Origin of the sequence: Variovorax sp. Root473 (genome assembly GCF_001426505.1) — a bacterium.
In the GTDB taxonomy this organism is placed as follows: Bacteria; Pseudomonadota; Gammaproteobacteria; order Burkholderiales; family Burkholderiaceae_C; genus Variovorax.
This window is the reverse complement of record NZ_LMEV01000017.1, coordinates 1,528,734-1,552,153: the sequence shown is the minus strand read 5'-3', so window position 1 is coordinate 1,552,153 and position 23,420 is coordinate 1,528,734. Positions and strand designations below refer to the sequence as shown.

General features: G+C 68.5%; 23 protein-coding genes. 15 read left to right on the top strand and 8 right to left on the bottom strand.

Annotated elements, in window-relative coordinates:
• Genes ASD34_RS20630 through ASD34_RS20620 form a run of 3 tightly spaced genes read left to right on the top strand, consistent with a single transcriptional unit; the run spans position 1 to position 2,292 of the window.
• A complete protein-coding gene (locus tag ASD34_RS20630; RefSeq protein ID WP_056581165.1) occupies positions 1–207 on the top strand; it encodes a hypothetical protein in 207 nt (68 codons plus the stop codon).
• A complete protein-coding gene (gene tadA, locus ASD34_RS20625; protein ID WP_056581162.1) occupies positions 197–1,312 on the top strand; it encodes a tRNA adenosine(34) deaminase TadA in 1,116 nt (371 codons plus the stop codon). The genes ASD34_RS20630 and tadA overlap by 11 nt, the downstream gene beginning before the upstream one ends.
• On the top strand, positions 1,309–2,292 hold the full coding sequence (locus tag ASD34_RS20620) for an LD-carboxypeptidase (protein WP_056581159.1): 984 nt from the start codon (positions 1,309–1,311) through the stop codon (positions 2,290–2,292). The genes tadA and ASD34_RS20620 overlap by 4 nt, the downstream gene beginning before the upstream one ends.
• A 42-nt stretch (positions 2,293–2,334) precedes the next feature.
• On the opposite strand, the gene ASD34_RS20615 is transcribed toward ASD34_RS20620, so the two are convergent.
• Together ASD34_RS20615 and ASD34_RS27780 are read right to left on the bottom strand one after the other, a co-directional pair.
• On the bottom strand, positions 2,335–2,670 hold the full coding sequence (locus ASD34_RS20615; protein ID WP_056581157.1) for a hypothetical protein: 336 nt from the start codon (positions 2,668–2,670) through the stop codon (positions 2,335–2,337).
• A 168-nt stretch (positions 2,671–2,838) separates the two neighbouring features.
• Positions 2,839–3,060 carry a hypothetical protein gene (locus tag ASD34_RS27780; protein WP_162248704.1) on the bottom strand — a complete coding sequence of 74 codons (222 nt, stop codon included), beginning with the start codon at positions 3,058–3,060 and terminating at the stop codon, positions 2,839–2,841.
• On the opposite strand from ASD34_RS27780, the gene ASD34_RS20610 reads away from it, so the two are divergent.
• The 3 genes from ASD34_RS20610 to ASD34_RS20600 all read left to right on the top strand — a co-directional run bounded on the left by ASD34_RS20610 (position 2,996) and on the right by ASD34_RS20600 (position 4,846).
• Entirely contained in the window at positions 2,996–3,943 is a 948-nt protein-coding gene (locus tag ASD34_RS20610; RefSeq protein WP_056581153.1) for an adenylate/guanylate cyclase domain-containing protein, read from the top strand. The two genes, ASD34_RS27780 and ASD34_RS20610, sit on opposite strands and share 65 nt — an antisense overlap.
• A gap of 122 nt (positions 3,944–4,065) precedes the next feature.
• A complete protein-coding gene (locus ASD34_RS20605; protein ID WP_056581151.1) occupies positions 4,066–4,428 on the top strand; it encodes a hypothetical protein in 363 nt (120 codons plus the stop codon).
• Between the two features lie 187 nt (positions 4,429–4,615).
• Positions 4,616–4,846 carry a hypothetical protein gene (locus tag ASD34_RS20600; RefSeq protein ID WP_070060568.1) on the top strand — a complete coding sequence of 77 codons (231 nt, stop codon included), beginning with the start codon at positions 4,616–4,618 and terminating at the stop codon, positions 4,844–4,846.
• A 22-nt stretch (positions 4,847–4,868) separates the two neighbouring features.
• Here the strand turns inward: ASD34_RS20600 and ASD34_RS20595 are convergent, their stop codons facing one another.
• From ASD34_RS20595 to ASD34_RS20575, 5 genes are all read right to left on the bottom strand, one after another.
• Positions 4,869–5,228: a response regulator gene (locus ASD34_RS20595; protein ID WP_056581148.1), complete on the bottom strand. Its 360-nt coding sequence runs from the start codon at positions 5,226–5,228 to the stop codon at positions 4,869–4,871.
• 84 nt (positions 5,229–5,312) lie between these two features.
• Positions 5,313–6,530, bottom strand: coding sequence for a hybrid sensor histidine kinase/response regulator (locus tag ASD34_RS20590; RefSeq protein ID WP_056581144.1), 1,218 nt, complete (start codon positions 6,528–6,530; stop codon positions 5,313–5,315).
• Positions 6,520–7,131 carry a chemotaxis protein CheB gene (locus tag ASD34_RS20585; protein WP_056581141.1) on the bottom strand — a complete coding sequence of 204 codons (612 nt, stop codon included), beginning with the start codon at positions 7,129–7,131 and terminating at the stop codon, positions 6,520–6,522. The genes ASD34_RS20590 and ASD34_RS20585 overlap by 11 nt, the downstream gene beginning before the upstream one ends.
• Complete coding sequence (locus tag ASD34_RS20580; protein ID WP_200937630.1) at positions 7,128–7,910, bottom strand: CheR family methyltransferase; 783 nt, start codon at positions 7,908–7,910, stop codon at positions 7,128–7,130. The genes ASD34_RS20585 and ASD34_RS20580 overlap by 4 nt, the downstream gene beginning before the upstream one ends.
• Positions 7,911–7,993: 83 nt before the next feature.
• Positions 7,994–11,503 carry a response regulator gene (locus ASD34_RS20575; protein ID WP_056581138.1) on the bottom strand — a complete coding sequence of 1,170 codons (3,510 nt, stop codon included), beginning with the start codon at positions 11,501–11,503 and terminating at the stop codon, positions 7,994–7,996.
• A 141-nt stretch (positions 11,504–11,644) separates the two neighbouring features.
• Here ASD34_RS20575 and ASD34_RS20570 point away from each other — a divergent pair, with 141 nt between their 5' ends.
• The 7 genes from ASD34_RS20570 to bioD all read left to right on the top strand — a co-directional run bounded on the left by ASD34_RS20570 (position 11,645) and on the right by bioD (position 19,568).
• Positions 11,645–13,969: a helicase C-terminal domain-containing protein gene (locus tag ASD34_RS20570; RefSeq protein WP_056581135.1), complete on the top strand. Its 2,325-nt coding sequence runs from the start codon at positions 11,645–11,647 to the stop codon at positions 13,967–13,969.
• Complete coding sequence (locus ASD34_RS20565; RefSeq protein ID WP_056581131.1) at positions 13,947–14,567, top strand: alpha-ketoglutarate-dependent dioxygenase AlkB; 621 nt, start codon at positions 13,947–13,949, stop codon at positions 14,565–14,567. The genes ASD34_RS20570 and ASD34_RS20565 overlap by 23 nt, the downstream gene beginning before the upstream one ends.
• 89 nt (positions 14,568–14,656) lie before the next feature.
• Complete coding sequence (locus tag ASD34_RS20560; protein ID WP_056581129.1) at positions 14,657–14,968, top strand: hypothetical protein; 312 nt, start codon at positions 14,657–14,659, stop codon at positions 14,966–14,968.
• Positions 14,969–14,981: 13 nt separating this feature from the next.
• Positions 14,982–15,848 carry an NmrA family NAD(P)-binding protein gene (locus tag ASD34_RS20555; RefSeq protein WP_056581126.1) on the top strand — a complete coding sequence of 289 codons (867 nt, stop codon included), beginning with the start codon at positions 14,982–14,984 and terminating at the stop codon, positions 15,846–15,848.
• Positions 15,849–16,187: 339 nt separating this feature from the next.
• Positions 16,188–17,591 carry an adenosylmethionine--8-amino-7-oxononanoate transaminase gene (locus ASD34_RS20550; RefSeq protein ID WP_056581121.1) on the top strand — a complete coding sequence of 468 codons (1,404 nt, stop codon included), beginning with the start codon at positions 16,188–16,190 and terminating at the stop codon, positions 17,589–17,591.
• Positions 17,575–18,807 carry an 8-amino-7-oxononanoate synthase gene (gene bioF, locus ASD34_RS20545; protein WP_056581119.1) on the top strand — a complete coding sequence of 411 codons (1,233 nt, stop codon included), beginning with the start codon at positions 17,575–17,577 and terminating at the stop codon, positions 18,805–18,807. Before ASD34_RS20550 ends, bioF begins: the two co-directional genes overlap by 17 nt.
• Entirely contained in the window at positions 18,804–19,568 is a 765-nt protein-coding gene (gene bioD, locus ASD34_RS20540; RefSeq protein ID WP_056581115.1) for a dethiobiotin synthase, read from the top strand. Before bioF ends, bioD begins: the two co-directional genes overlap by 4 nt.
• Here the strand turns inward: bioD and ASD34_RS20535 are convergent.
• Positions 19,551–20,603, bottom strand: a complete 1,053-nt coding sequence (locus ASD34_RS20535; protein ID WP_056581113.1) for an aldo/keto reductase — start codon at positions 20,601–20,603, stop codon at positions 19,551–19,553. The two genes, bioD and ASD34_RS20535, sit on opposite strands and share 18 nt — an antisense overlap.
• A gap of 235 nt (positions 20,604–20,838) precedes the next feature.
• On the opposite strand from ASD34_RS20535, the gene ASD34_RS20530 reads away from it, so the two are divergent.
• Together ASD34_RS20530 and ASD34_RS20525 are read left to right on the top strand one after the other, a co-directional pair.
• Entirely contained in the window at positions 20,839–21,822 is a 984-nt protein-coding gene (locus ASD34_RS20530; RefSeq protein ID WP_056581110.1) for an AraC family transcriptional regulator, read from the top strand.
• A 162-nt stretch (positions 21,823–21,984) separates the two neighbouring features.
• On the top strand, positions 21,985–23,217 hold the full coding sequence (locus ASD34_RS20525) for an SAM-dependent methyltransferase (protein ID WP_056581107.1): 1,233 nt from the start codon (positions 21,985–21,987) through the stop codon (positions 23,215–23,217).
• Positions 23,218–23,420: the final 203 nt, after the last annotated feature.

Genomic DNA, 23,420 nt, shown 5'->3' with positions numbered 1-23,420 from the left:
ATGCGGGCGTTCGGATTGATCGGCCTCGTGCTCGCACTGGTCATCGTCGGCCTGCTGGCGAAGCAGCAGCTGTCGCGCACCACCGCAGCGACCGTCACACAACCGGCGACGGTGAATGCGCATACGCAGGCGCAGCAGGTCCAGCAACAGGTCAAGGATGCCCTCGACGCCGCGGCCCAGGCCCGCAAGATGCCCGATGACAACTGAGCCGGCCGCATCGACATCGGACGCGCACTGGATGGCGATTGCGCTGCAGGAAGCGCAGCGCGCGGCCGACGCGGGCGAGGTGCCCGTGGGCGCGGTGCTCGTGAAGGACGGGCAGGTCATCGCGACCGGCCGCAACACGCCGGTGGCGCAGCACGACCCGAGTGCGCACGCCGAGATCAACGCATTGCGTGCCGGCGCCGCTGCGCTCGGCAACTACCGGCTCGACGGCTGCGAGCTGTTCGTCACGCTCGAGCCCTGCGCGATGTGCGCGGGCGCGATGCTGCATTCGCGGCTGGCGCGCGTGGTGTTCGGCGCGGCCGACCCCAAGACCGGCGCCGCGGGCTCGGTGCTCGACCTGTTCGCCGAGCCGAAGCTGAACCATCACACGCGCGTGCAGGGCGGCGTGCTGGCCGACGACTGCAGCGCGTTGCTGCAGCGCTTCTTCCAGCAGCGACGCAGCGTGGCGCGGGCGCAGGCCGAGCCGCTGCGCGACGATGCCTTGCGCACGCCCGCCGAACGCTTTGCCGCGCTTGCCGATTTCGACTTCGCTTCGCATCACGTCCAGGACCTGCCGATCCTGCAGGGCTGGCGTCTGCATTGGGTGGACGAGCGCGGTCCGGCTGGCAGTGATGGCCGCGTGGCTGATGCGCTGTGCTTGCACGGTCCGGGCGAATGGGGCTACTTCTTCCGCCACCTCGTCGGCGCGCCTGGCCTGCGCACCCTGGTGCCCGACCTGATCGGCTTCGGCAAGAGCGACAAGCCCAAGCGCGAAGCAACGCATCGGCTCGAATGGCACCGCGACGTGCTGCTGGCGTGGCTCGGCCAGGTGCATCCTGAATCGCTCGTGCTGGTGCACAGCGAAGCGGGCAGTGAACTCGCCGCGCTACTGCAAGCGGCAGCGCCCGGCCGCTTCGTCGCGACGCTCGCTGCGCCCGACAGCGGCGTGCGCGCCAAGGACGCCTGGCGCACGCCGTTCCCCGACCGGGGCTACGAAGCCGCGCTGCGCGCGCTCGGTCCGCGCGCGGCATCGGGCGGCCTCACGGCCGCGCAGGCCGCCGCCGTGGTCCGGCAGATCCGGGACGCAATGGGATACTCGACGACGTGACGTCCAAACATATCTACATCTATTCCCCCTCCAGCGCCATCCGCGACAAGGCCGCCTTCCGGCGCGGCGTGGCGCGGCTCAAGGCCCTGGGCCATGAGGTCGAAATCGACGAAGCCGCGCTGGCGGCGCACCAGCGTTTCGCGGGCGACGACGCCACCCGGCTCGCCGCCGTCTCGCGTGCAGCCGCGAGCGGCGCCGATGTGGCGCTGATCGCACGCGGCGGCTACGGCCTCACGCGCATCCTCGACGCACTGCCGTACAAGGCGCTGGCCAAGGCCATCGACAAGGGCACCGAGTTCGTCGGCTGCAGCGACTTCACGGCGCTGCAGAACGCACTGCTGGCCAAGAACGGCGCCGTCACCTGGTCCGGCCCGGCGGTCGGTGAAGACTTCGGCGCCGAAGGAGGTCCCGACGACATCATGGAAGCCTGCTTCGACGACCTGTTGAGCGGGCAGGGCGAGGGCACCGGCTGGCGCATGCCGGTGCGCGATGCCGAGCTCAAGGTGAAACCGATCGAAGACGCCGTGCTCTGGGGCGGCAACCTCTGCGTGCTGACCAGCCTGCTGGGCACACCGTATTTCCCGGTGGTCGACAAGGGCGTGCTGTTCATCGAGGACACCAACGAGCACCCGTACCGCGTCGAACGCATGCTCGACCAGCTGAAGCTCGCCGGGGTGCTGGCGCGCCAGAAGGCCGTCGTGTTCGGCCAGTTCACGGGCGTGCGCAACATCGCCGGCTACGACCGCGGCTTCGGCATGAACACGGTGATCGACCGGCTGCGCGCCAGCCTGAAGAAGGTGCAGGTCATTGCCGGCCTGCCGTTCGGGCACGTGCAGACCAAGGTGCTGCTGCCGGTGGGTGCGAGGGTGGCACTGGCCGCCGAAGGCCGTGACGTGTTCCTGGTGTGGGGCCATCGGCATGGCCACCATGCCGATGACCACGGCCATGGCGACCATGGCCACTACGATCACGCTCACTGAGCTGCGACGCGGGCGGCCGTCGCTGCCGCTCGGTCAGGCTGGTTACTGGTTCGTGAAACGCTGGTGGACGCGCGGGCCCATCGAGCCGGGCAGGCCGCCCTTGAACATGCTGTTGATTTTTTTCATCTGGCGCCGTGCAGCCGATTCGCCGTCGATGGCGCTGAGCGCGACCATCACGTCCTGACGCAGGTACCAGAGGGTTTCGACGTCGACCGCAAAGCGCACGCGCTGGCTGACACGCTGGATCGATTGGCCGCCGCGTCCCTGGAGCACCGAGAGCATCGCCGTGCGAATGCGCCCGAGCTGACTTTCCCCCGCCTGCCGTGAGCCCAGGCCGGGAACGTTCAGGAGCCGAAAAAGGCGGCGAAAGAGCAGCATGTCACGAAAAGCGTATTGCCGGAAGCTGGAACGGCCGCTACCTTAAGCCTCAGTGGGCGGAGACACAAGATGTGAAACACCGTTTCTTGTTTGCAAACAACATGCTTTAGCGGTCTCTTTTGATGTCATTTGAATTTTGAGTTCAAAAGTATTAAAAAACTTAAGGACTCATCCGGTGCAACTCGCCATCCGCCTCATGCCGCCGTCAACAGAAAGCTGTTGCGGATCGTTCCTTGCAAGTGCAGGGGCAATTCGGGACTTCTCGCCGGAACAACGAGAGGCCTGAGCCATATCAAACCAGCGCTTGCCGCGAAGAAAAAACAGTATGGGTGTCAATTCCACAGTCGTTTTCGCGGATTTGACCGGAAGTACCAGGGTCTTCGAGGCCATGGGAAATGCACGTGCCACCGAAACCGTGACGCGGCTGACCCAATGGATCGGGCGCGTGTGTGAGGTCCATGGCGGTCGGGTCGTGAAATCGCTGGGCGACGGCGTGTTCGCCATCTTCTCGAGCGGCGCGGCGGCCACGCACGCGGTGATCGAACTGCAGCGATACCATCAGAAGCGCCTGGCCGGCTGGCCCGTGCCGCTGCGCATGGCGCTGCAGATCGGCGTGGCGAGCGGTGACGTGGTCGAGGTCGAGGGCGACTGCTTCGGCGACGCCGTCAACCTGGCCTCGCGCCTGAGCGACCTGGCCGGCCCGGGCCAGATCTGGGTCACCGGAACAGTGATCGAGCAGCTGCACGAAGGCTCGGTGCAGCACCGCGACCTCGGGCCGATCAACATCCGCGGACGCAGCGAGATGTCGATCGTCCATCGCATCGACTGGCAGGAAGACCTGACCAGCTTCCTCACGGTGCCGGCCGCGCTCCTGCCGACGAAGCTGCCCGATTCAACCTTCGGTCACATCGAACTTGCATGGCTCGGCGTGCGCTCGGTGTTCCGCATCGACCAGTTGCCCATTCACCTGGGGCGCGTCGGGGACGCCCAGTTCGTGGTCAACGATCCACGCGTGTCGCGGCTGCACGCGCGCATCGAGGAGCGGCAGGGCAGTTGCGTGCTGATCGACGTCAGCACCTACGGCACCTGGGTGCGCTTTCACGGCAACGGCGGGTCGAGCCACGAGATCGCGCTGCGGCGCGACGAATGCGTGCTGCATGGCCGCGGCGAGATCGGCCTGGGCGCGCCGCTGAGCGACTTCAGCGCGCCGACCATCGCCTTCAACACGACCGGCGACGACGTGATGCTGTCGCGCCGCGCGATCGTGGATTGATGGCCGACTGAGAATCTCGTTCACGTTTGGCAACCAGCTGGTGCCGTTTCGCGTACACCACGCGATCGCCTGCGACGTTGGAGGCGACCTCGGCGCCGTTCGCGCCGGGCCCTGGAGCCGCCATGCATTCCCCAAGTGATTCTTCTGTTTTCAAGTGGGCAACCGTCGCCGTGATCGCGGCCGGCGCGCTGCTCGCCACGGGCGCCGCCAGCGCGCGCACGAACTGGTCGGTGCAGATTGGCACACCCGGCGCGGGCGCGGTCTATGCACCACCGTATGGCACGCCGCCACCCGTCTATGCGTATCCGGCGCCCATCTATTACGAGCCGCCGCCGCGGGCCTATTACCGTCCGCCGCCGCCCGTGTACTACCGGCCGGCCCCGATCTACGCGCCGCCGCCCGGACGCCCTTATTACGGCCCCGGCTATCCCTACCGCCCGCCGAACGATGACGACGAGGATGACGGAGATGGCGACCGCGATTGACCCCGTCGCCCCGCGCGCTTGCGGGCATGCCAATTCTTGGCGTGAATCCTGACCAAAACGTCACAATCAGTCACATTTGTAAGTTCAAAGAATTCATTTGATGCCCGAAAGAGCATTTCAGTCCGGGGCATGACACTTGCCTCGGACCGCTCAACAGGCGCGCAGAGTGCCCAAGGAGCGACAAAAAATGCAGACCAGCGTTCGGCCATTCACCGATGTCGAAGCCGCCATTGCGGCGGTGGAGGCCCTGGACGGTGAACTCCGGAAGTTCGAGCTTGCCGTGGGGGACAACCTTCAGGACAGCATCGGCCTGCAGATGGCGCAGATCACCGATCGCGCGCTCGCTCGCGGCTGGGAACCCAGCGGCTTCATCCAGAAGGAAGGTTTTCGCCTTTATCGCTACCGCGCGATGCGCTGAAGGGCGGGGCGCCGGCCCGGCTTCAGGCAGGCGCCAGGATGCGCTCGAGCGCGCCGATGTCGATGGGCTTTTGCAGGTGGTGGTCGAACAGCACTTCCCCTGGCGCGGCGTTCGCCGCGTCCTGTGCCGAGAATCCTGAAATCGCGACCAGCAGCCGCGGCGATCCCTGCGCTGTGCCGGCGCGCAGGCGTCGTGCCACCTCGGTGCCTGGAAAGTCGGGCAAGGTGAGGTCGATCAGCGCCGCATCGAAGCGCTCGTCGGCCGCCGCATCCAGCGCCTGCTGCGCCGTGTAGGTGCAGCGGGCGGTGTGGTCCTGCAGCGTCAGCAGTTCCTGCAGCAGGTCGGCCGCAGCCTCGTTGTCGTCGACGATCAGCACATTCACAGTTGTTTTCTCTCGTCATCCATTGATTGCGATCCCGCAGTATCGGCGCAGTGCCTACGGGAATCCGTAACAAGGCTTCGTTTGTTACTTCGCGGCGTCCGGCACGGCAGGGGGCGGCTGCAGCGGCAGCTCGACGAAAAAGCGCGCACCCTGGCCCGGCGTACTCTCCACGCCGATACGCCCCGCGTGCAGGGTCACGATCTTGTGGGTGATGTACAGCCCCAACCCCAGGCCGGCCGCGTGCTGGCGGCTCACGTCGGTGCGCTCGAACTGTTCGAAGATGCGCTGATGGTCCTCGGGCGAGATGCCGATGCCCTGGTCGCGCACGCTCACCACGGCGTTGTCGCCGTTTTGCAGCACGGTCATCTCCACCGGCTTGCCGCCGCCGTAGCGCAGCGCGTTGGTCAGCAGGTTGGTCAGCACCTGCTCGATGCGGAATTCGTCCCACACGCCGCGCAGCGTGCTCGGCGCTTCCAGCGCGATGGTGCAGCCCGCGGCCTCGGCCTGGTGGCGCAGGTTGTCGACCACGGCGCGTGCCAGCGAGGCCAGGTCGACCGGCTTGGTCTGGATCGATAGCGCATCGCGCCGCAGCCGGGTCACGTCGAGCATGTCGTCGATGAGCCGCACCATGTTGCGGATCTGCCGCTGGTCGCGCTCGATCATCGTGGACAGCCTCTCGGGCGAGAAGCTGTCGAGCTTGCCCTTGGACAGGTGCAGCTGGCGCAGCTGCGCCTCGAGGTAGAGCGTGTTCAGTGGCGTGCGCAGTTCGTGTGACACCATCGACATGAAGTCGTCGCGCATGCGCACCGCGCGCTCCAGCTCGCGCTGCGTGTGCTGCAGCTGCTGCACGAGTTCTTCCTGCTTGCGATGCGCGGCGGCCAGCGATTCCATCTCGTGGCGCAGCGCCTTGCGGTGCTGGTACAGATCGACGAACACGCTCACCTTGCTGACGACCGCGTGCGGATCGAGCGGCTTGTGCAGGAAGTCGACCGCGCCGCTTTCGTAGCCCTGGAAGGCGTAGTTCATCTCGCGCCCGGCAGCGCTCACGAAGATGATTGGAATGTGCCGCGTGCGCTCGGTGCCGCGCATCAGCTCGGCCAGCTCGAACCCGTTCATGCCGGGCATCTGCACGTCGACGATGGCGAGCGCGAATTCATGCTCCAGCAACAGCGTCAGCGCGGACTCGGCCGAACCGGCGCGGTACACCACGCGGCCGGGCGCGCGAATCAGTGCCTCGAGCGCCAGCAGGTTCTCGGGCAGGTCGTCGACGATCAGCAGCTTGCTTTCGACCTCAATGGGCATGGGCGGGCTCCAGTTGCTGCAGGAGAGTGCGCAGGTCGCGCAGGGGAAGCACGTGGTCGGGCGTGTGGCGCGCGATGGCGGCGAGGGGCATGGTGGGAACCAAAGCTTCGGTGGGGTCTTGCACGACGGTGAGTCCGCCGGCACGGTGGATGCGCAGCAGGCCTTCCGCGCCGTCCTCGTTCGCGCCGGTCATGAGAAAGCCGGCCACCGACGGCCCGAAGGCGTCAGCGGCCGAAGCCATGAGCACGTCGATGGAAGGGCGCGAATACAGCACGGGCGCCTCGCAGCTCAGCGAAAAGCGGCGCCCGCGCTCGATCGACAGGTGGTAGCCCGGCGGCGCAAAGTACAGGCAGCCGTCGGCCATGGGCATCTTGTCGAGCGCCTCGTGCACGGGAATCGGCAGGCGCTGCGCAAAGATCTCGGCCAGGTGGCTGTCGTGCGATTCGGGCAGGTGCAACACCACCGCCATCGGAATGCGCCAGCCCGCGGGCAGGCCGTCGAGCACCGCGCCCAGTGCGTCGATGCCGCCGGCCGAGGCGCCGAGCACCACGGCCTCCACGCGGCGAAGCGGAAACGGATGGTGCGTGCCGGCGCGCTTCATGCGACCTTGCGGTAGATGCGCTCGGTGCGCGCATGGGCGTCGAAGCGGTCGGCGTAGCCCGAGAAGTCGATGCTTTCCTTCGAGCCCAGCCCGAGAAAACCGCGGTGCGACAGCGACTCGTGGAACAGCCCGAGCGCGCGGTCCTGCAGCTGGCGGTTGAAGTAGATGAGCACATTGCGGCACGACACCAGCTGCGTCTCGGCGAAGACGCTGTCGGTGGCCAGGCTGTGGTCGGCAAAGATCACATCGGCGCACAGCGAGGGGTCGAAGCGCGCGGCCTCGTAGGCGGCCGTGTAGTAGTCGGAGAACGCACTGAGCCCGCCCGCGCGCTGGTAGTTCGATGTGTAGCCGCGAATGGCCTCCAGAGGAAAGATGCCCTGGCGCGCCTTCTCGAGCGACGCCGGATTGATGTCGGTGGCGTAGATCTGCGTGCGTTCGAGCAGGCCTTCCTCGCGCAGCAGGATGGCCAGCGAGAACACCTCTTCGCCGGTGCTGCAGCCCGCCACCCATACCTTCACCGACGGGTAGGTGTGCAGGATCGGCACGACGTGCCGGCGCAGCGCCAGGAAGTAGGCCGGGTCGCGGAACATCTCGCTCACCGGGATCGTCAGGAACTGCAGCAGCTGGCCGAACAGCGTCGCGTCGCGCAGCACGCGGTCCTGCAGCGCCGAGATGCTCGGCAGGCCGAGCTGTTCCAGCGCGTACAGCACGCGGCGCTTCTGCGAGGCGGTGGTGTAGTTGCGGAAGTCGTAGCTGTACTTGAGGTAGATCGCCTCCATCAGCAGGCGCAACTCGATCTCGGTGTCGCTCAGCGGTTGGAGCTGCGCAGGCGCCGTGGCCGAGGCGGAGAGAGGCTTTCGCGTCACAGGCGCTCCATCTTCGGCATCCACACGCGCAGCAGCGAGAACAGGCGCTCCAGGTCGACCGGCTTGGCCAGGTAGTCGTTGGCGCCAGCGGCCAGGCACTGGTCGCGATCGTCCTTCATGGCCTTGGCGGTGATGGCAATCACCGGCATCTTCACGAAGCGTGGATCGGCGCGCAGCCGGCGCGTGGCCTCCAGGCCGTCCATCTCCGGCATCATCACGTCCATCAGCACGAGGTCGATCTCGCTGACCTGGTCCAGGCGCTCCAGCGCCTCGCGGCCGTTGCGTCCGATCTCGACCGTGGCGCCGCGCTGCTCCAGCGCGCTGGTCAGCGCGAAGATGTTGCGCACGTCGTCGTCCACCAGCAGGATGGTGCGGCCCTCGAAGATGCGGTCGCGTCCGCGCGCCGTCTTCAGCATGCCCTGGCGCTCGCTCGACAGCTCGGCTTCCACCTTGTGCAGGAACAGCGTCACCTCGTCGAGCAGCCGCTCGGGCGAGCGCGCGCCCTTGATGATGATCGAGCGCGAGTAGCGCTGCAGTTCGGTCTCCTCGTCGCGCGTGAGGTTGCGTCCGGTGTAGACGATGACCGGCGGGAACGACACGATCTCTTCCGCCGCCATCTGCTTGAGCAGTTCGCTGCCCTGCATGTCGGGCAGGCGCAGGTCGGTCACCATGCAGTCGAACACGCGCGTGCGCAGCAGCGCCAGCGCCTCTTCGCCGGAGCCGACGGCGACGATCTCGATGTCGTCGTCGCCGATGAGCTTGATCACCGCTTCGCGCTGCAGTTCGTCGTCTTCCACCAGCAGCACGACCTTGACCTTCTGCGTGAGCTTTTCCTCGAGCCGGGCGAACACCTTGGTCAGCTCTTCGCGCGTGGCCGGCTTCAGCGCGAAGCCAATGGCGCCCATGTGCAGCGCGGCGGCCTGTGCGTTGTCGGCAGCCGAAACCACGTGGATCGGAATGTGGCGCGTGTGCGGCGAGTCCTTGAGCCTTTGCAGCACGTCCAGGCCGGTGCTGTCGGGCAGGCGCATGTCCAGCAGGATCGCGTCGGGCACGAACTGCGTGGCCAGCTCGAAGCCGTCGGCCGCGCCGTGCGCCACCAGGCAGCGGTAGCCCAGCTCGTGCGCCAGGTCGTAGAGGATGTGGGCGAACTGGGGCTCGTCTTCGATGACCAGCACACGGCGCACCTGGTCGCGCGGGATCGAGCGATCGTCCGCGAAACGCGGGGCCGGCACGACAGGCGCGGGGGCAGGGGGCGCAAGCGGTGGCGGCGACAGCACGGCGGGCGCATGCGACGGCGAAGGCGTCGGCGTGGAGCGCAGCGTGCCCATCGAACCCATCGGCGTGGCCGGCGCCAGCGGTGTCTGCGGCGCGCGCGCCGGCAGCTGCAGGGTGAAGGTGCTGCCCTGGCCAGCTTCACTCTTGACCGTCAGCGTGCCGCCGAGCAACTGCGTGAGATCGCGCGAGATCGACAGGCCCAGGCCCGTGCCGCCATAGCGCCGGCTCGTGGTGCCGTCGGCCTGGCGGAAGGCCTCGAAGATCAGCTCGTGCTGCTCCGGATCGATGCCGATGCCCGAGTCGTGTACCGCAAAGGCGGCGCCGCCATCGGCCGTGGCCGACACCGTGAGCGCCACCTCGCCGCGCTCGGTGAACTTGATCGCGTTCGACAGCAGGTTCTTGAGAATCTGCTCGACCCGCTGGCGATCGGTGACCAGCATGGCTGGCGCATCGGGCCGCAGCTCCAGGCGGAACTCCAGGTTCTTGTCGCTCGCGAGCGGGCGGAAGGTGTTTTCCAGGCTGTGGGCAAGCTTGTCGAGCGGCACCTCTTCGGGCACCAGCTCCAGCTTGCCGGCCTCGACCTTGGCGATGTCCAGGATGTCGTTGATCAGCACCAGCAGGTCGTTGCCCGAGGCGTAGATCGATTCCGCGAACTTCACCTGTTCCGTCGACAGGTTGCCCTGCGGGTTGTCGCCCAGCAGCTTGGCCAGGATGAGTGCGCTGTTGAGCGGCGTGCGCAGCTCGTGCGACATGTTCGCGAGGAACTCCGACTTGTAGCGGCTGGCACGCTGCAGCTCGTCGGCGCGGTCTTCCAGGTCGCGCTGCACGCGGCGCAGCGCGGTGTTGCGCTGGTCGAGTGCTTCGGTGCGTTCGGACAGCTGGCTGTTGGTCTGCTCCAGCTCGGCCTGCTGGTTCTCCAGCATGGCTTGCGAGGCACGCAGGGCGCGCGACTGTTCTTCGAGCTCTTCGTTGGCGGTGCGCAGTTCTTCCTGCTGCACCTGCAGCTCTTCATTGAGCTGCTGGGTTTCGGCCAGCACGTCCTGCAGCTGCTCGCGGTAGCGGGCCGCGGCCAGCGAAGTGCCGATGTCGTCCGCCACCAGGTCGATCAGCTGTTCGCTGCGAGGGTCGGGTGTCGCTGGCAGGCCGAGTTCGACCACGCCGTTGGTGACACCGTCGGCCGCCACGGGCAGCAGCAGCACGGCCTTCGGCGCCATCTCGCCGAGGCCGGAATTGACCTTCAGGTAGTCGGCCTGCACCGGGTCGATCAGCATGCGGCGCTGCTCGGCCGCCGCCTGGCCGACCAGGCTTTCGGTGGGCGAGAACACCTGCGGCGAGGCTTCGGCCTCGCTTGAGAACCCGTAGCTCGCGGCGCGGCGCAGCGGGCCGTGGCGCTCACGCACATAGAGCGCGCCCACCGAGCTGCCGAGGTGGCGCGAGAAGAACGCCAGGATCTTGCGGCCCATGTCGGGCGCGCTGAGTTCGCCAACCAGTTCACCTACCAGTTCGGTCTGCGCCTGGCGCAGCCAGGCTTCCTGCGCCAGGCGCTCGGTATGCGCCGCCTGCTCGCGCAGCACCACGTCGTAGCTGTCGGACAGCCGCATCAGCTGCCGGCGCCCGAAGAACGCCACCAGGCCGGAATACACCAGCGTGAACAGCAGGAACAGCGCGACCACCCACCAGCTCGTGCGGTTGGCCTCGGCGTTGCGCTGGTAGCGCAGCGTCTGCTCGGTGTCCATGAAGGCCGTGAACTCGGCGCGCATCTCGTCGGTCAGGCGCTTGCCGCGGCCCAGGCGGACGGTGGCTTGCAGGTCGTGCCCGTTGCGCCGCGCCTCGATCATTTCGCGCGCGAACCCCAGCCACGACTCCTGCAGGCCGGCGATGCGGTCCAGGCGCTCCACCTGCTGGCGGTTGTCCGACACCTGGCGGCGCAGCGCGTCGGTGTCGGCCTTCAGGCGCGGCAGGGCGGTCTGGTAGGGCTCGAGAAAGCTCTCCTCGCCGCTGATCAGATAACCGCGCATGCCCGTTTCCATGTCGATGGAGCGGCGTTGCAGTTCGCTGGCGGCGCGCGTGACCTGGTCGGTGTGCTCGACCCAGCTCAGGCTCGACAGCAAATACAGGATCAGCGCGACGAACGCCACGGCGCCGATCAGGCCGCCGAGCAGCGGCAGCTTGAGGTTGCGGCTGAGCAGGCGGTCGAATTCGACAGGGTCGATCGCGGAGGGAGTTTTCATGGACGCATTTGTAAGCAAAACTTGTCAAGTCTTGCCGAAAAAGGACATTGGACCTGTCGGAGAAGACCTCGATCCCCATTTGTGTGACGTATTGCCGCATTCAGCGCTCGTTATACTGTGATTTCATCCAGTATCGGCGGCATGCCTTCCGAACCCCACTCCGTTCCGTCAGCCGCTGTTTCAGCGGCGCATGTCGTGTCCGTCAAGGCCTTGTGCGCGTTCGGCGCCAAGGCCGGCGACCTCGACCTGCGCTTCGTGCCCGCGCCCAGCGCGCTCGAAGGCATGGCCGGCCACGCGCTGGTGCAGGCCCGACGCGGCGGCGACTACCGCAGCGAAGTGCCGCTCGACACCACCTGCGGCCCCCTGCGCGTGCGCGGCCGGGCCGACGGCTTCGACCCGTCGCAGGCGCGGGTCGAAGAAATCAAGACCTTTCGCGGCGACTTCGACGCCATCCGCGCCAACCACCGCGCCTTGCACTGGGCGCAGGTGCGCTGCTACGGCTGGATGCTCTGCGAACAGGAAGGGTACGAGAGTCTGACCGTCGCACTGGTCTACCTCGACCTGGCCAGCGGCGACGAAACCGTGCTTGAAGAGCAGCACACGCGCGACACCCTCCGTGCGCACTTCGAGACCTTGTGCGCGGGCTACAGCGACTGGGCGCAGCGCGAGGCCGACCACCGCGGCGCGCTCGACGAGGTGTTGGCGCGGCTCGAGTTTCCCCACGCCACGTTCCGCACCGGCCAGCGCGCACTGGCCGAGGCGGTCTACCGCGCGGCGGTCAGCGCGCGATGCCTGCTGGCGCAGGCGCCCACAGGCATCGGCAAGACGCTGGCCACGCTGTTTCCGCTGCTCAAGGCGCGCGCGGCGCACCGGGTCGACAAGGTGTTCTTCCTCACCGCCAAGACCTCCGGGCGGCCCGTGGCGCTCGACGCCTTGCGGGTGCTGGGGCAGGGCGGCGCCCGGCCGCGCGTGCTCGAGCTTGCCGCCCGCGAAAAGGTCTGCGAGTACCCCGACCGCGCCTGCCACGGCGAGGCCTGTCCGCTGGCGCGCGGCTTCTACGACCGCCTGCCGGCCGCGCGCGCCGAGGCCGCGCAGGTCGGCTGGCTCGACCGCGAGGCGCTGCGCCGGGTTGCGCTCGCACACGAGGTCTGCCCCTATTTCCTCGCGCAGGAAATGACGCACTGGAGCGATGTCATCGTCGGCGACTACAACTACTACTTCGACAGCAGCGCCTTCCTGTTCGCCAGCATGAAGGACGCCAACTGGCGCGTCGCCGTGCTGGTCGACGAGGCGCACAACCTGCTGGAGCGTGCGCGCGGCATGTACACCGCCAGACTCGAAGGCGCGGCGCTGGAAGAAGCGCACCGCGCCGCACCCGCCGCCGTGCGCGGCCCGCTGGCGCGGCTGTTCCGCGAATGGGACACGCTGCAGCAGGCGCAGACGGCCGGCTACGACACCGCCGACGAGATCCCCGAGCGCTTTTTGCGCACGCTGCAGGCCGCCAACACCGCGATGGCCGAGCACTTCGCCGCCACGCCCGAGGCAGCGCAGGGCCCGCTGCAGCGCTTCTTCTTCGACGCGCTGCACTTCGCGCGGCTGGCCGAAGTCTTCGACGACCACTCGGTGTTCGAGCGCACGCTGGGCGCCACGCAGGAGCAGCGCGGCCTGGCCATCCGCAACCTCGTGCCCGGGCCGTTCCTCGAAGGCCGCTTTGCCGACGCGGTGTCGGTCACCTGTTTCTCGGGCACGCTGTCGCCGTTCGCGTTCTACCGCGACGCGCTCGGCCTGCCCGAAGACACGGCACTGCTCGACGTGGCGTCGCCGTTCAGCAGCCGGCAGCTGCGCGTCGAGGTGGCGACCGGCGTCTCCACGCGCTTTCGCGACCGCGCCGGCTCGCTGCGCCATGTGGCGGACATCATCGGCGCGCAGTTCGAGCGCCTGCCCGGCAACTACCTGGCCTTCTTCAGCAGCTTCGACTACCTGGACAAAGCCTGTGCCGCGTTCTCGCTGCGCCACCCCGGCGTGCCCGTGTGGGCGCAGACGCGCGGCATGCGCGAGGCCGACCGGCACGGCTTCATCGCGCGCTTCGAGGAGGGCGGGCAGGGCATCGGCTTCGCCGTGCTCGGCGGTGCCTTCGGCGAGGGCATCGACCTGCCGGGCAGCCGGCTCATCGGCGCCTTCGTCGCAAGCCTCGGGCTGCCCCAGTACAACGAACTCAACGAGATCACGCGCGAGCGCATGCAGTCGCGCTTCGGCAAGGGCTACGAATACACCTACCTCTACCCGGGCCTGCAGAAGGTGGTGCAGGCCGCGGGCCGCGTGATCCGCACCGAGGCCGACACGGGCGTGCTGCACTTGCTCGACGACCGCTTTGCGCGTGCCGAGATCCGCGAGCTGCTGCCCGCCTGGTGGCATGTGCAACTGGCCGGGGACACTGAAGACGATGCGCGCCACCCGACGCCTTGAACACGCCGGCCAGCCCGACCTGTTCGGCGAGGCTCCCGTCGCAGCCATCGAAGGCCTGCGCTACGACAGCGAGTTCCTGTCGCGCGACGAAGAGGCCGGCCTGCTGCGCATCGTGCAGGGCCTGTCGCTCAAGGAGATGCGCTACAAGGAATACACCGCGCGCCGGCGCGGCACCAGCTTCGGCGGCAGCTACGACTTCGACACGAACCGCCTCCGACCCGGCGCGCCGCTGCCCGAAGTGCTGCGCCCGCTGCGCGCCAAGGCGGCCGCCTGGGCCGGCGTTGCGCCCGAAGACCTCACGCACGTGCTGATCGCCGAGTACCGCCCCGGCACGCCGCTGGGCTGGCATCGCGACGTGCCCGATTTCGAGGACATCGTCGGCGTCTCGCTGCACGGCGACGCGGTGATGCGGTTTCGGCCCTACGTGCCCGGCGCGCCCGCCTCGGGGCCGGCCGCGCTCGAGATCGTCATCGAGCCGCGCTCCGTGTACCTGCTGCGCGGACCGGCGCGCTGGGCATGGCAGCACGCCATTGCGCCGACCGAGGCGCTGCGCTACTCGATCACCTTGCGCACCCGCTCGCACGACAGACTGCGCTGACGCGCAGCGCCTGCCTCCTCCGACCCACGGCCCCGCGCAGGGGGCCAGCATGGAGGCTTCTTCATCCCTCTGATCGAAGGAGCACTGGCATGCCAAGAGGTGACAAGTCGTCCTACACGGACAAGCAGAAACGCAAGGCCGAGCACATCGAGGAAGGCTACGAGCACCGCGGCGTGGCCAAGGGCGAGGCCGAACGCCGCGCCTGGGCCACGGTGAATGCGGAGACCGGCGGCGGCAAGAAGAGCGGCTCGGGCCGCGGCAAGGCCGAGCATCACGGGCCCTCGCGCAAAGGCGGCCGCCTTGGCGGCGCCGCAGCAGCGAATCGCACCGCCGCGGAACGCTCCGCCTCTGCAAAGAAGGGCGCGGCCACACGCAAGCGCAACGCCGAGAAGCGCAGCTGACAAAAGGGCTTCCATGTACATCCTTCTTGGCGCGACGGGCCATGTCGGCTCGGCGCTGGCACAGGCGTTGCTCGCGCAGAACCAACCCGTCACGCTGGTCACGCGTGACGCCCGCAAGACCCAGGCGCAGCAGAACAAGGGCGCACGCGCGGCGCAGGTCGACATATTCGATACCGCCGCGCTGCGCCGCGTGATCGCCAGCGGCACGCGGCTGTTCGTGCTCAACCCGCCGGCGGCGCCGTCGACCGACACCGTGGCCGAGGAGCACCGCAGCCTGCGCGCCATCCTGGCCGCGATCGAAGGTTGCAAGCTCGAGAAGATCGTTGCCGCCTCGACCTACGGCGCGCAGCCCGGCGAAGGCATCGGCGACCTGGGCGTGCTGTACGACATGGAGCAGGCGCTGGCCGCCGGCCCCGTGCCGCTGAGCGTGCAGCGCGCGGCCTACTACATGAGCAACTGGGACGCCTCGCTCGACACTGCCAGCACCGAGGGCAAGGTGCACAGCATGTACCCGCCCGATTTCAAGCTGCCGATGGTGGCGCCGCACGACATCGGCGAGTTCGCGGCCAAGCTCATGCTGGCGCCGCCCGAGCGCTCAGGGATGCACCACGTCGAGGGACCGCAGACTTACTCGCCGGCCGACGTGGCTGCAGCCTTTGCCGCTGCGCTGGGCCGGCCCGTCGAGGCCGTGCAGACACCGCCCGCGCAGTGGGAGCAGGCCTTCCGGTCGATGGGTTTTTCGGAACCCGCGGCGAAGTCCTATGTCGCCATGACGCGCCTCACGCTCGAAGAGGCCTACGAGCCAGCGCACGCGCCGAATCGCGGGGCCATTTCGCTGGACGCTTACATCGCTGCGCTGGTGAAAAAGAGCAGCAGCTGAACGATCATTGAAATCTGCCACGGTCGTGTCTGAAACGCATGGACTGGCCGGTCGGCACCCCGAGAACCGGACATCCGCTCGCTATCTTTGGCGGTAGCCGGACAACTTGCGTGAGCGTGCGCGCAGCCGGGGCATGCGGGGACTTGGCCGCGCCCGTCCTGCAGCGACGAACGCATGCGCTACGCCGCACAACGTCGCCCAATCCTTCCTCATCACGCCCGCGAAACAGCCGCCGCAAGCGCGTTTGCCCCGCCGTCTTTCCGTCGATACGATCCCGCGCCTTTGCCCTCGTTCCTCGCGACGGGCAGTGCTTTTTTCGAACAAGAAAGGAATGCGCGGGTGCCCTCAACGACCACTGCTTCTCCGAACGCCCATGCCCATGCCAACGCAGATTGGCAGCAACGCAGCCGCCGCCACGTCTGGCACCCCTGCACCCAGAGCATCCGCCTCGACGTGGCCCCGCCGCTGCCCATCGCGCGCGGCGAGGGCGTCTGGCTGACCGACCACGAAGGCCGGCGCTACCTCGACGCCACCAGCTCGTGGTGGGTCAACCTGTTCGGCCACGCGCACCCGGCGATCAATGCCGCGCTCAAGGCGCAGCTGGACACGCTGCCGCACGTGATGCTCGCGGGCTGCACGCACGCGCCGGCGGTCGAGCTGGCCGAGCGGCTGGCGGCGCTCACGGACCATGCGCTGGGCCATTGCTTCTACGCCTCCGACGGCGCGTCGGCCGTGGAGATCGCGCTGAAGATGAGCTTCCACGCCTGGCGCAACGCAGGCCGCGCCGACAAGCGCCGCTTTGTCGCGCTGCGCGGCGGCTACCACGGCGAGACGCTGGGTGCGCTGCACGTCACCGATGTGCCGGTGTTCCGCGACGCCTATGCACCGCTGCTCGCCAGCGCGCACCTCGTGGCCTCGCCCGATGCGCGTGGCGCCCGGCCCGACGAAGACGCCGCCGCTGTGGCCAACCGCGCCGCCGACGAACTGGAGGCGCTGCTGGCCGCGCAGCACGACAGCACCGCCGCCGTGATCGTCGAGCCGCTGGTGCAGTGCGCCACCGGCATGGCGATGCACGACCCGGCCTACCTGCGCCGCCTGCGTGCGCTGTGCGACTGCTTCGGCGTGCACCTGATCGCCGACGAGATCGCGGTCGGCTGCGGGCGCACCGGCACCTTCTTCGCGTGCGAGCAGGCGGGCATCTGGCCCGACTTCCTGTGCCTGTCGAAGGGCATCAGCGGCGGCTACCTGCCGCTGGCGCTGGTGATGACGCGCGACGCCATTTACCAGGGCTTCGTCGACGACGACGCCGCGCGCAGCTTCCTGCATTCGCATTCCTACACCGGCAACGCGCTGGCCTGCCGCGCGGCGCTGGCCACGCTCGACCTGTTCGCGCAGGAAGACGCGCTGGCCCGCAACAAGAACCGCGCCGTGCGCCTGTTCGCCCGCCTGCGCGACGGGCTGTCTGGCCAGGCGATCGACCACCTGCGCCAGCGCGGAATGATCACGGCCTTCGACGTGCGCGCGCCCGGCCCGCGCTTCGCCGAGCGCTTTCACCTCGCGGCGCGCGACCACGGCCTGCTGATGCGGCCCATCGGCGCGACCGTGTACCTGATGCCGCCGTATGCCATTGCCGACGACGAGATCGACCAACTGGTGGACGGCACGCTCGCGACGCTGAAAGCCGTCACCACCGCATCCGGCGTCATGGCTGAAGAAGGAGCCCGCGATGCTGCGCTTGCTTGAACGCCTGCACGACGAGATCACCGCGCTCGACGCGCGCTCGCTGCGCCGTCGCCGGCAGATCGCAGAGACCGCATGCGCGCCCGAGCAGATCCTCACGCTGGCCGGCGCCGCCGCGCCGCGCACCATGCTCGGTTTCAGCAGCAACGACTACCTGGGCCTGGCCGCGCACCCCGCGCTGGCCGAGGCGTTGGCCGAAGGCGCGGCGCGCTACGGCACGGGCAGCGGAGGCTCGCACCTCATCCTGGGCCATTCGCGCGCCCATGCGCAGCTCGAGGAGCGGCTGGGCGAATGGATGGCACCGCACATTCCGCAGGCGCGCAGCCTGTTCTTCTGCACCGGCTACATGGCCAACCTCGCGGTGTTGTCGGCGCTGGGCGACGGCGAGGCGGTGATCTTCTCGGAGGCACTGAACCACGCCTCGCTCATCGACGGTGCGCGGCTGGCCCGCGCCCGCGTGGAGCGCTACCCGCACTGCGACCTGCAGTCACTCGACGCGCAACTGGCCGCCAGCGACGCGCCGGTCAAGCTCATCGTGAGCGATGCCGTCTTCAGCATGGACGGCCACATCGCGCCCGTGGCGGGCCTGCTGGCGCTGGCCGAGCAGCACGACGCCTGGCTGGTGATCGACGACGCGCACGGCTTCGGCGTGCTCGGCGCCACCGGGCGCGGCGCGCTGCAGGCGCTGGCGCTGCGCTCCGAGCGGCTGGTGCTCATCGGCACGCTGGGCAAGGCGGCCGGCGTGTCGGGCGCCTTCGTGGCGGCGCACCGCACGGTGATCGACTTTCTGGTGCAGCGCGCGCGGCCGTACATCTTCACCACGGCCGCGCCGCCGGCGGTGGCGCATGCGCTGCTCACCAGCCTGGCGCTCATCGAAGGCGAGGAGGGCATGCGCCGCCGCGCGCAGCTGCGCGCCCGCATCACCCAGCTGCGCAGCGGCCTCAGGCAGGTGCTGCCTGCCGACGGCAGCGCCTGGCTGGCCGATTCACCGACCGCGATCCAGCCGCTCATCGTGGGCGACAACGCGCGCGCCATGCAGGCCATGGAACGGCTCGACGCGCACGGCCTGCGCGTGGGCGCGATCCGTCCGCCCACGGTGCCCGCCGGCACCGCGCGGCTGCGCATCGCGCTGTCGGCCAGCCACACCGAGGCCGACGTGGCACGGCTCATCGGTGCGCTGGGCGAGGCCCTGGCCGAGCCGTGGCCGGAGGCCGCATGACGTCGACGGCAGCAGCGACACAGCGCCGCTGGTTCGTCACCGGCACCGACACCGGCGTGGGCAAGACGCTGGTGAGCAGCGCCATGCTCGCGCTGCTGGCCGCCTCGGGCCTGCGCGCAGTCGGCATGAAGCCGGTGGCGGCGGGGCTCGATGCCATCGACGGCGAATGGCGCAATGAAGACGTCGAGCGCCTGCAGGCAGCCGGCAACGTGGCCGCGCCGCTGGCCTGGCGCTGCCCTTACGTGCTGAAGGCGCCGATGTCGCCGCACCTGGCGGCGCGGGAAGAGGGCGTGCAGGTCGCGCTGCCCGTGCTGCTCGACGCCTTCGAGCGGCTGTCGGCGCAGGCCGATGCGGTGGTGGTCGAAGGCGTGGGCGGCTTCTGCGTGCCGCTGGGCGACGACCTGGACACCGCCGACCTCGCGGTGGCGCTGGGCCTGCCCGTGATCCTCGTGGTCGGGCTGCGGCTTGGCTGCCTCAACCACGCGCTGCTCACGGCCGAGGCGATCCGTGCGCGCGGGCTGGTGCTGGTCGGTTGGGTCGCGAGCGTGGTCGAGCCGCAGATGCTCTCGCCCGACGGCAACCTGCAGACGCTGCGCGCCCGGCTCGGTGCGCCGCTGCTCGGCGTGGTGCCGCACCTGGCCGAGCCTTCGGCTGCGCGCGCCGCCGAACACCTCGACCTGTGCGCCCTGCGTGCGAGCGCGGCCCATGCTGCGCGACAGGGCGATCTGGCGGTGAGCGTGGCGTCAGCCGCGACGGTTTGAATCCGCCAGCCGCTGTGCGCGCACGCCGCCCTGGCGCGCGAGCATCCAGCCCGGGTACTCGGGCGCCAGCGCGCTGGCCTTGTCGATCGCCGCGAGTTCGTCGGCCGTGAGCCGCACGTCGGTCGCGGCGATGTTGTCGTTCAACTGGTCGATGCGCTTGGCGCCGACGATCACGCTGGTCACGACCGGCTGGTGCAGCAGCCAGGCCAGCGCAATTTGCGCCACCGACACGCCGCGCGGTTCGGCGAACTGGCGCATGAGGTCGATACAGTCGTAGGCGCGCTCCACATTCACCGGTGGAAAGTCGAAGCTCGCGCGGCGGCTGCCTTGCGCGGCGGCGGTGTGGCGGTCGAACTTGCCGCTCAGCAGCCCACCGGCCAGCGGGCTCCAGACCATCAGGCCGAGTTGTTCACTGCGCAGCATCGGCACCAGCTCGCGCTCCAGGTCGCGTCCGGCCACGGTGTAGTAGGCCTGCAGCGACTCGAAGCGCGCGAGCCGGTCACGCTCGGCAATGCCCAGCGCCTTGGCGATCTGCCACGCGGCCCAGTTCGACACGCCCACGTAGCGCACATGGCCCTGGCGCACGAGATCGTCGAGCGCGCGCACCGTTTCCTCGATGGGCGTGAGCGGGTCGGTGCCGTGGATCTGGTAGAGGTCGATGTGGTCCAGCTGCAGCCGCTTCAGGCTGGCCTTCACGCCGTCCATGATGTGGTAGCGCGAGGCGCCGGCCGAGTTCACGCCCTTGCTGCCGGTCTCGCCGAGCACCTTGGTTGCGATCACGACCCGGTCGCGCGGCACCTTCAGGTTCTTCAGCGCCTGGCCGGTGATGGTTTCGGAGAGGCCGTCGGAGTAGACGTCAGCCGTGTCGATGAAGTTGATGCCGGCGTCGAGCGAGCGGCCGAGCAGGCCTTCGGCCTCGCTCTGCTGCAGCTGGCCGATGTGCTCCCAGATGCCCGGCGCGCCGCCGAAGGTCATCGTGCCGAGGCAGAGTTCGGAAACCAGGAGGCCGGTGCGGCCGAATTTGCGGTATTGCATCGAAAGTTGTCCTTTGCGTGAGGAGGGACCAGCCGGTGGTCGGGCGTGCCGGCGGCTGCCAAAAAGTATCCGGCCGGCGGCCCCCTGCGGGCGAGCGCGTTCCTGCAAAGTCTTTGCCTATTCCTCCAGACCTCGTGCCTGGGCCGTGCAGATTCGCAGGCACGGCGCTAAGCTCGGGCAACCCAATCCTCCACGGCCGTTGCCACGGCCGCGCTCCTTCAGCCGAGGCTCATTCATGTCCGACGAAATCCCTGACACCGCCACCGTCCTCGCCATGCCGATGCCGCTGGACCCCGAACTCGATGCCGCCCGCGAAGAGCTGGTGCAGCTCATCCGCCACATCACGCGCGGACAGGACGGCACCGTGGAGTGCGCCGTGCCCGGCCTGCAGGTGCACTGCATCAGCAAGCCCGACGGTCCCAAGCACGGCTTCGCCACGCCCGCGCTGGGCCTCATTGCGCAGGGTTCCAAGCGGGTCATCGTGGGCGACGACATCTATGTGTACGACCCGATGAACTACCTCGTCACCTCGGTCGACCTGCCGGTGTGCGGGCAGGTGTGCGTGACGAGCGAGAACGAGCCCTACCTGGGCGTGCGGCTGGAGTTGGCGGTCGACGAGATCGGCGACCTCATCGGCGACGAGAAACTGCCGGCCAAGGCCAACGCCCCGGCCTCGCGCGGCATGTACGTGAACCGCATCGCCATGCCGGTGCTGGAGCCCGTGCTGCGCCTGCTGCGGCTGCTCGACTCGCCCGAAGACATTCCGATCATGGCGCCGCTCATCAAGCGCGAGATCATGTACCGCCTGCTGGTGAACGGCGAGGGCGCGCGGCTGCGCCAGATTGCGCTGCACGACAGCCACACGCAGCGCATCGCGAAAGCCATCAGCGCGCTGCGCACGAATTACGCGCAGTCGCTGCGCGTGGAAGACATGGCGCGCGCGGTGCACATGAGCGTGTCGTCGTTCCACCACCACTTCAAGGCCGTGACGGCGATGAGCCCGCTGCAGTACCAGAAGCAGCTGCGCCTGCAGGAGGCGCGCCGCCAGATGCTCATTGCGGGCACCGACGTGGCGAGCGCCGCGCACAACGTGGGCTACGAAAGTCCCTCGCAGTTCGCGCGCGAGTACGGTCGCATGTTCGGCGCGCCGCCGCTGCGCGACAAGCGCCGCTGGCTCGGCGAGGCCGGGAACGACGCGACCTCGATGGAGGCCGCGTAGGGGCGCAAGACGCATTCAAGGGGCTCTTTCACCCTAGCACTTGCCGCGATTTCTTGCGTCGTCGTGGAAATGCAGGCTTCACGAAATCTCGCTATCGTTTTGTTCGCTGCAGCACCCGCCCGCCCCTGAAAGCGGGGACTACTCAACAACTCGGAGAGATGCATGCTTTGGGAAAAGAAGCTGGCGCAGTGGAGCGCCGCGGTCCGCGCACGGGCGAACCTGCCTGCGCGGCTGACCTTGTGGGACGGCCAGTCCTACGACTTCGGTGACTTCAGCGGGCCGGCGGTCACGCTGCACGTGAAATCGCCCGCGGCGCTGTCGCTGATGCTGCAGCCCACGCTCGACAACCTGGGCGAGGCCTACGTCAAGAGCAAGATCGACATCGAAGGCAAGCTCAGCGACGTGATCGACATCGCCTATGGCCTGGCGAAGACTTCGCTCGACAAGCCCGGCGGCGCGCTGCAAGGCATGGCCCGCTACTTCGCGCACACGAAGTCGTCGGACAAGAAGTCCATCGAGTATCACTACGATGTGTCGAACGCGTTCTACCAACTCTGGCTTGACGCGAACATGGTCTATTCGTGCGCCTATTTCGAAAATGGCGACGAAGACCTGGCCACGGCGCAGCTGAAGAAAATCGACCACATCCTCACCAAGATCGAACTCAAGCCGGGGCAGACGCTGCTGGACATCGGCTGCGGCTGGGGCGCGCTGGTGATCCGCGCGGCGCAGAAGTTTGGCGCGCGCTGCGTGGGCGTCACGCTGTCGCAGAACCAGTTCGACCTCGCCACCGAACGTGTGAAGGCCGCCGGCCTGCAAGACCGCATCGAGATCCGCCTGCAGGACTACCGCGACGTGACGGGCCAGTTCGACCGCATCACCAGCGTCGGCATGTTCGAGCACGTGGGCCGCAAGAACCTGCCCGAGTACTTCAAGCGCGTGCAGCAGCTGCTGGCCGACGACGGCATCGTCATGAACCACGGCATCACCTCGTCCGACCCCGAGGGGGGCGGCGTGTCGTACGGCGGCGGCGACTTCATCGACCGCTACGTGTTCCCCAACGGCGAGCTGCCGCACATCAGCCTGGCGTTGCAGGCCATGCAGCAGGGCGGGCTCGAAGCCTTCGACGTGGAGAACCTGCGCCGCCACTACGCGCAGACGCTGCGCCACTGGAGCGACGCCTACGAAGCGCATGCCCACGAGGCCCGTGCGCTGGTCGATGAAGAGAAGTTCCGCATCTGGCGCGTGTACCTCGCGGGCTGTGCCTATGCCTTCGAGAACGACGACGTGGCGATCTACCAGATCGTCGGGCGCAAGGCGGGCAGGGCGGCGAGCACGCTGCCGTGGTCGCGCAAGTACATCTACGAAGGCACGTCGGCGCTGAGCACGGGCTGAGCCCATCCGCCCGTGGCACGAGGCCGATGGCGCCCAGGCGATATCGGGGTGGCATGCGATCGCGCGAACAAGACAGCGGCGGTGCCCCAGTGCCCCAGTGCCCCAGTGCCCCAGTGCCAGCACGAATCCGCGTGCGCCGATAGCATCGACGCCTCGCGGCTCCACCACCTCGCATCGACCCGACGGACACCTTCGTCCGCGGC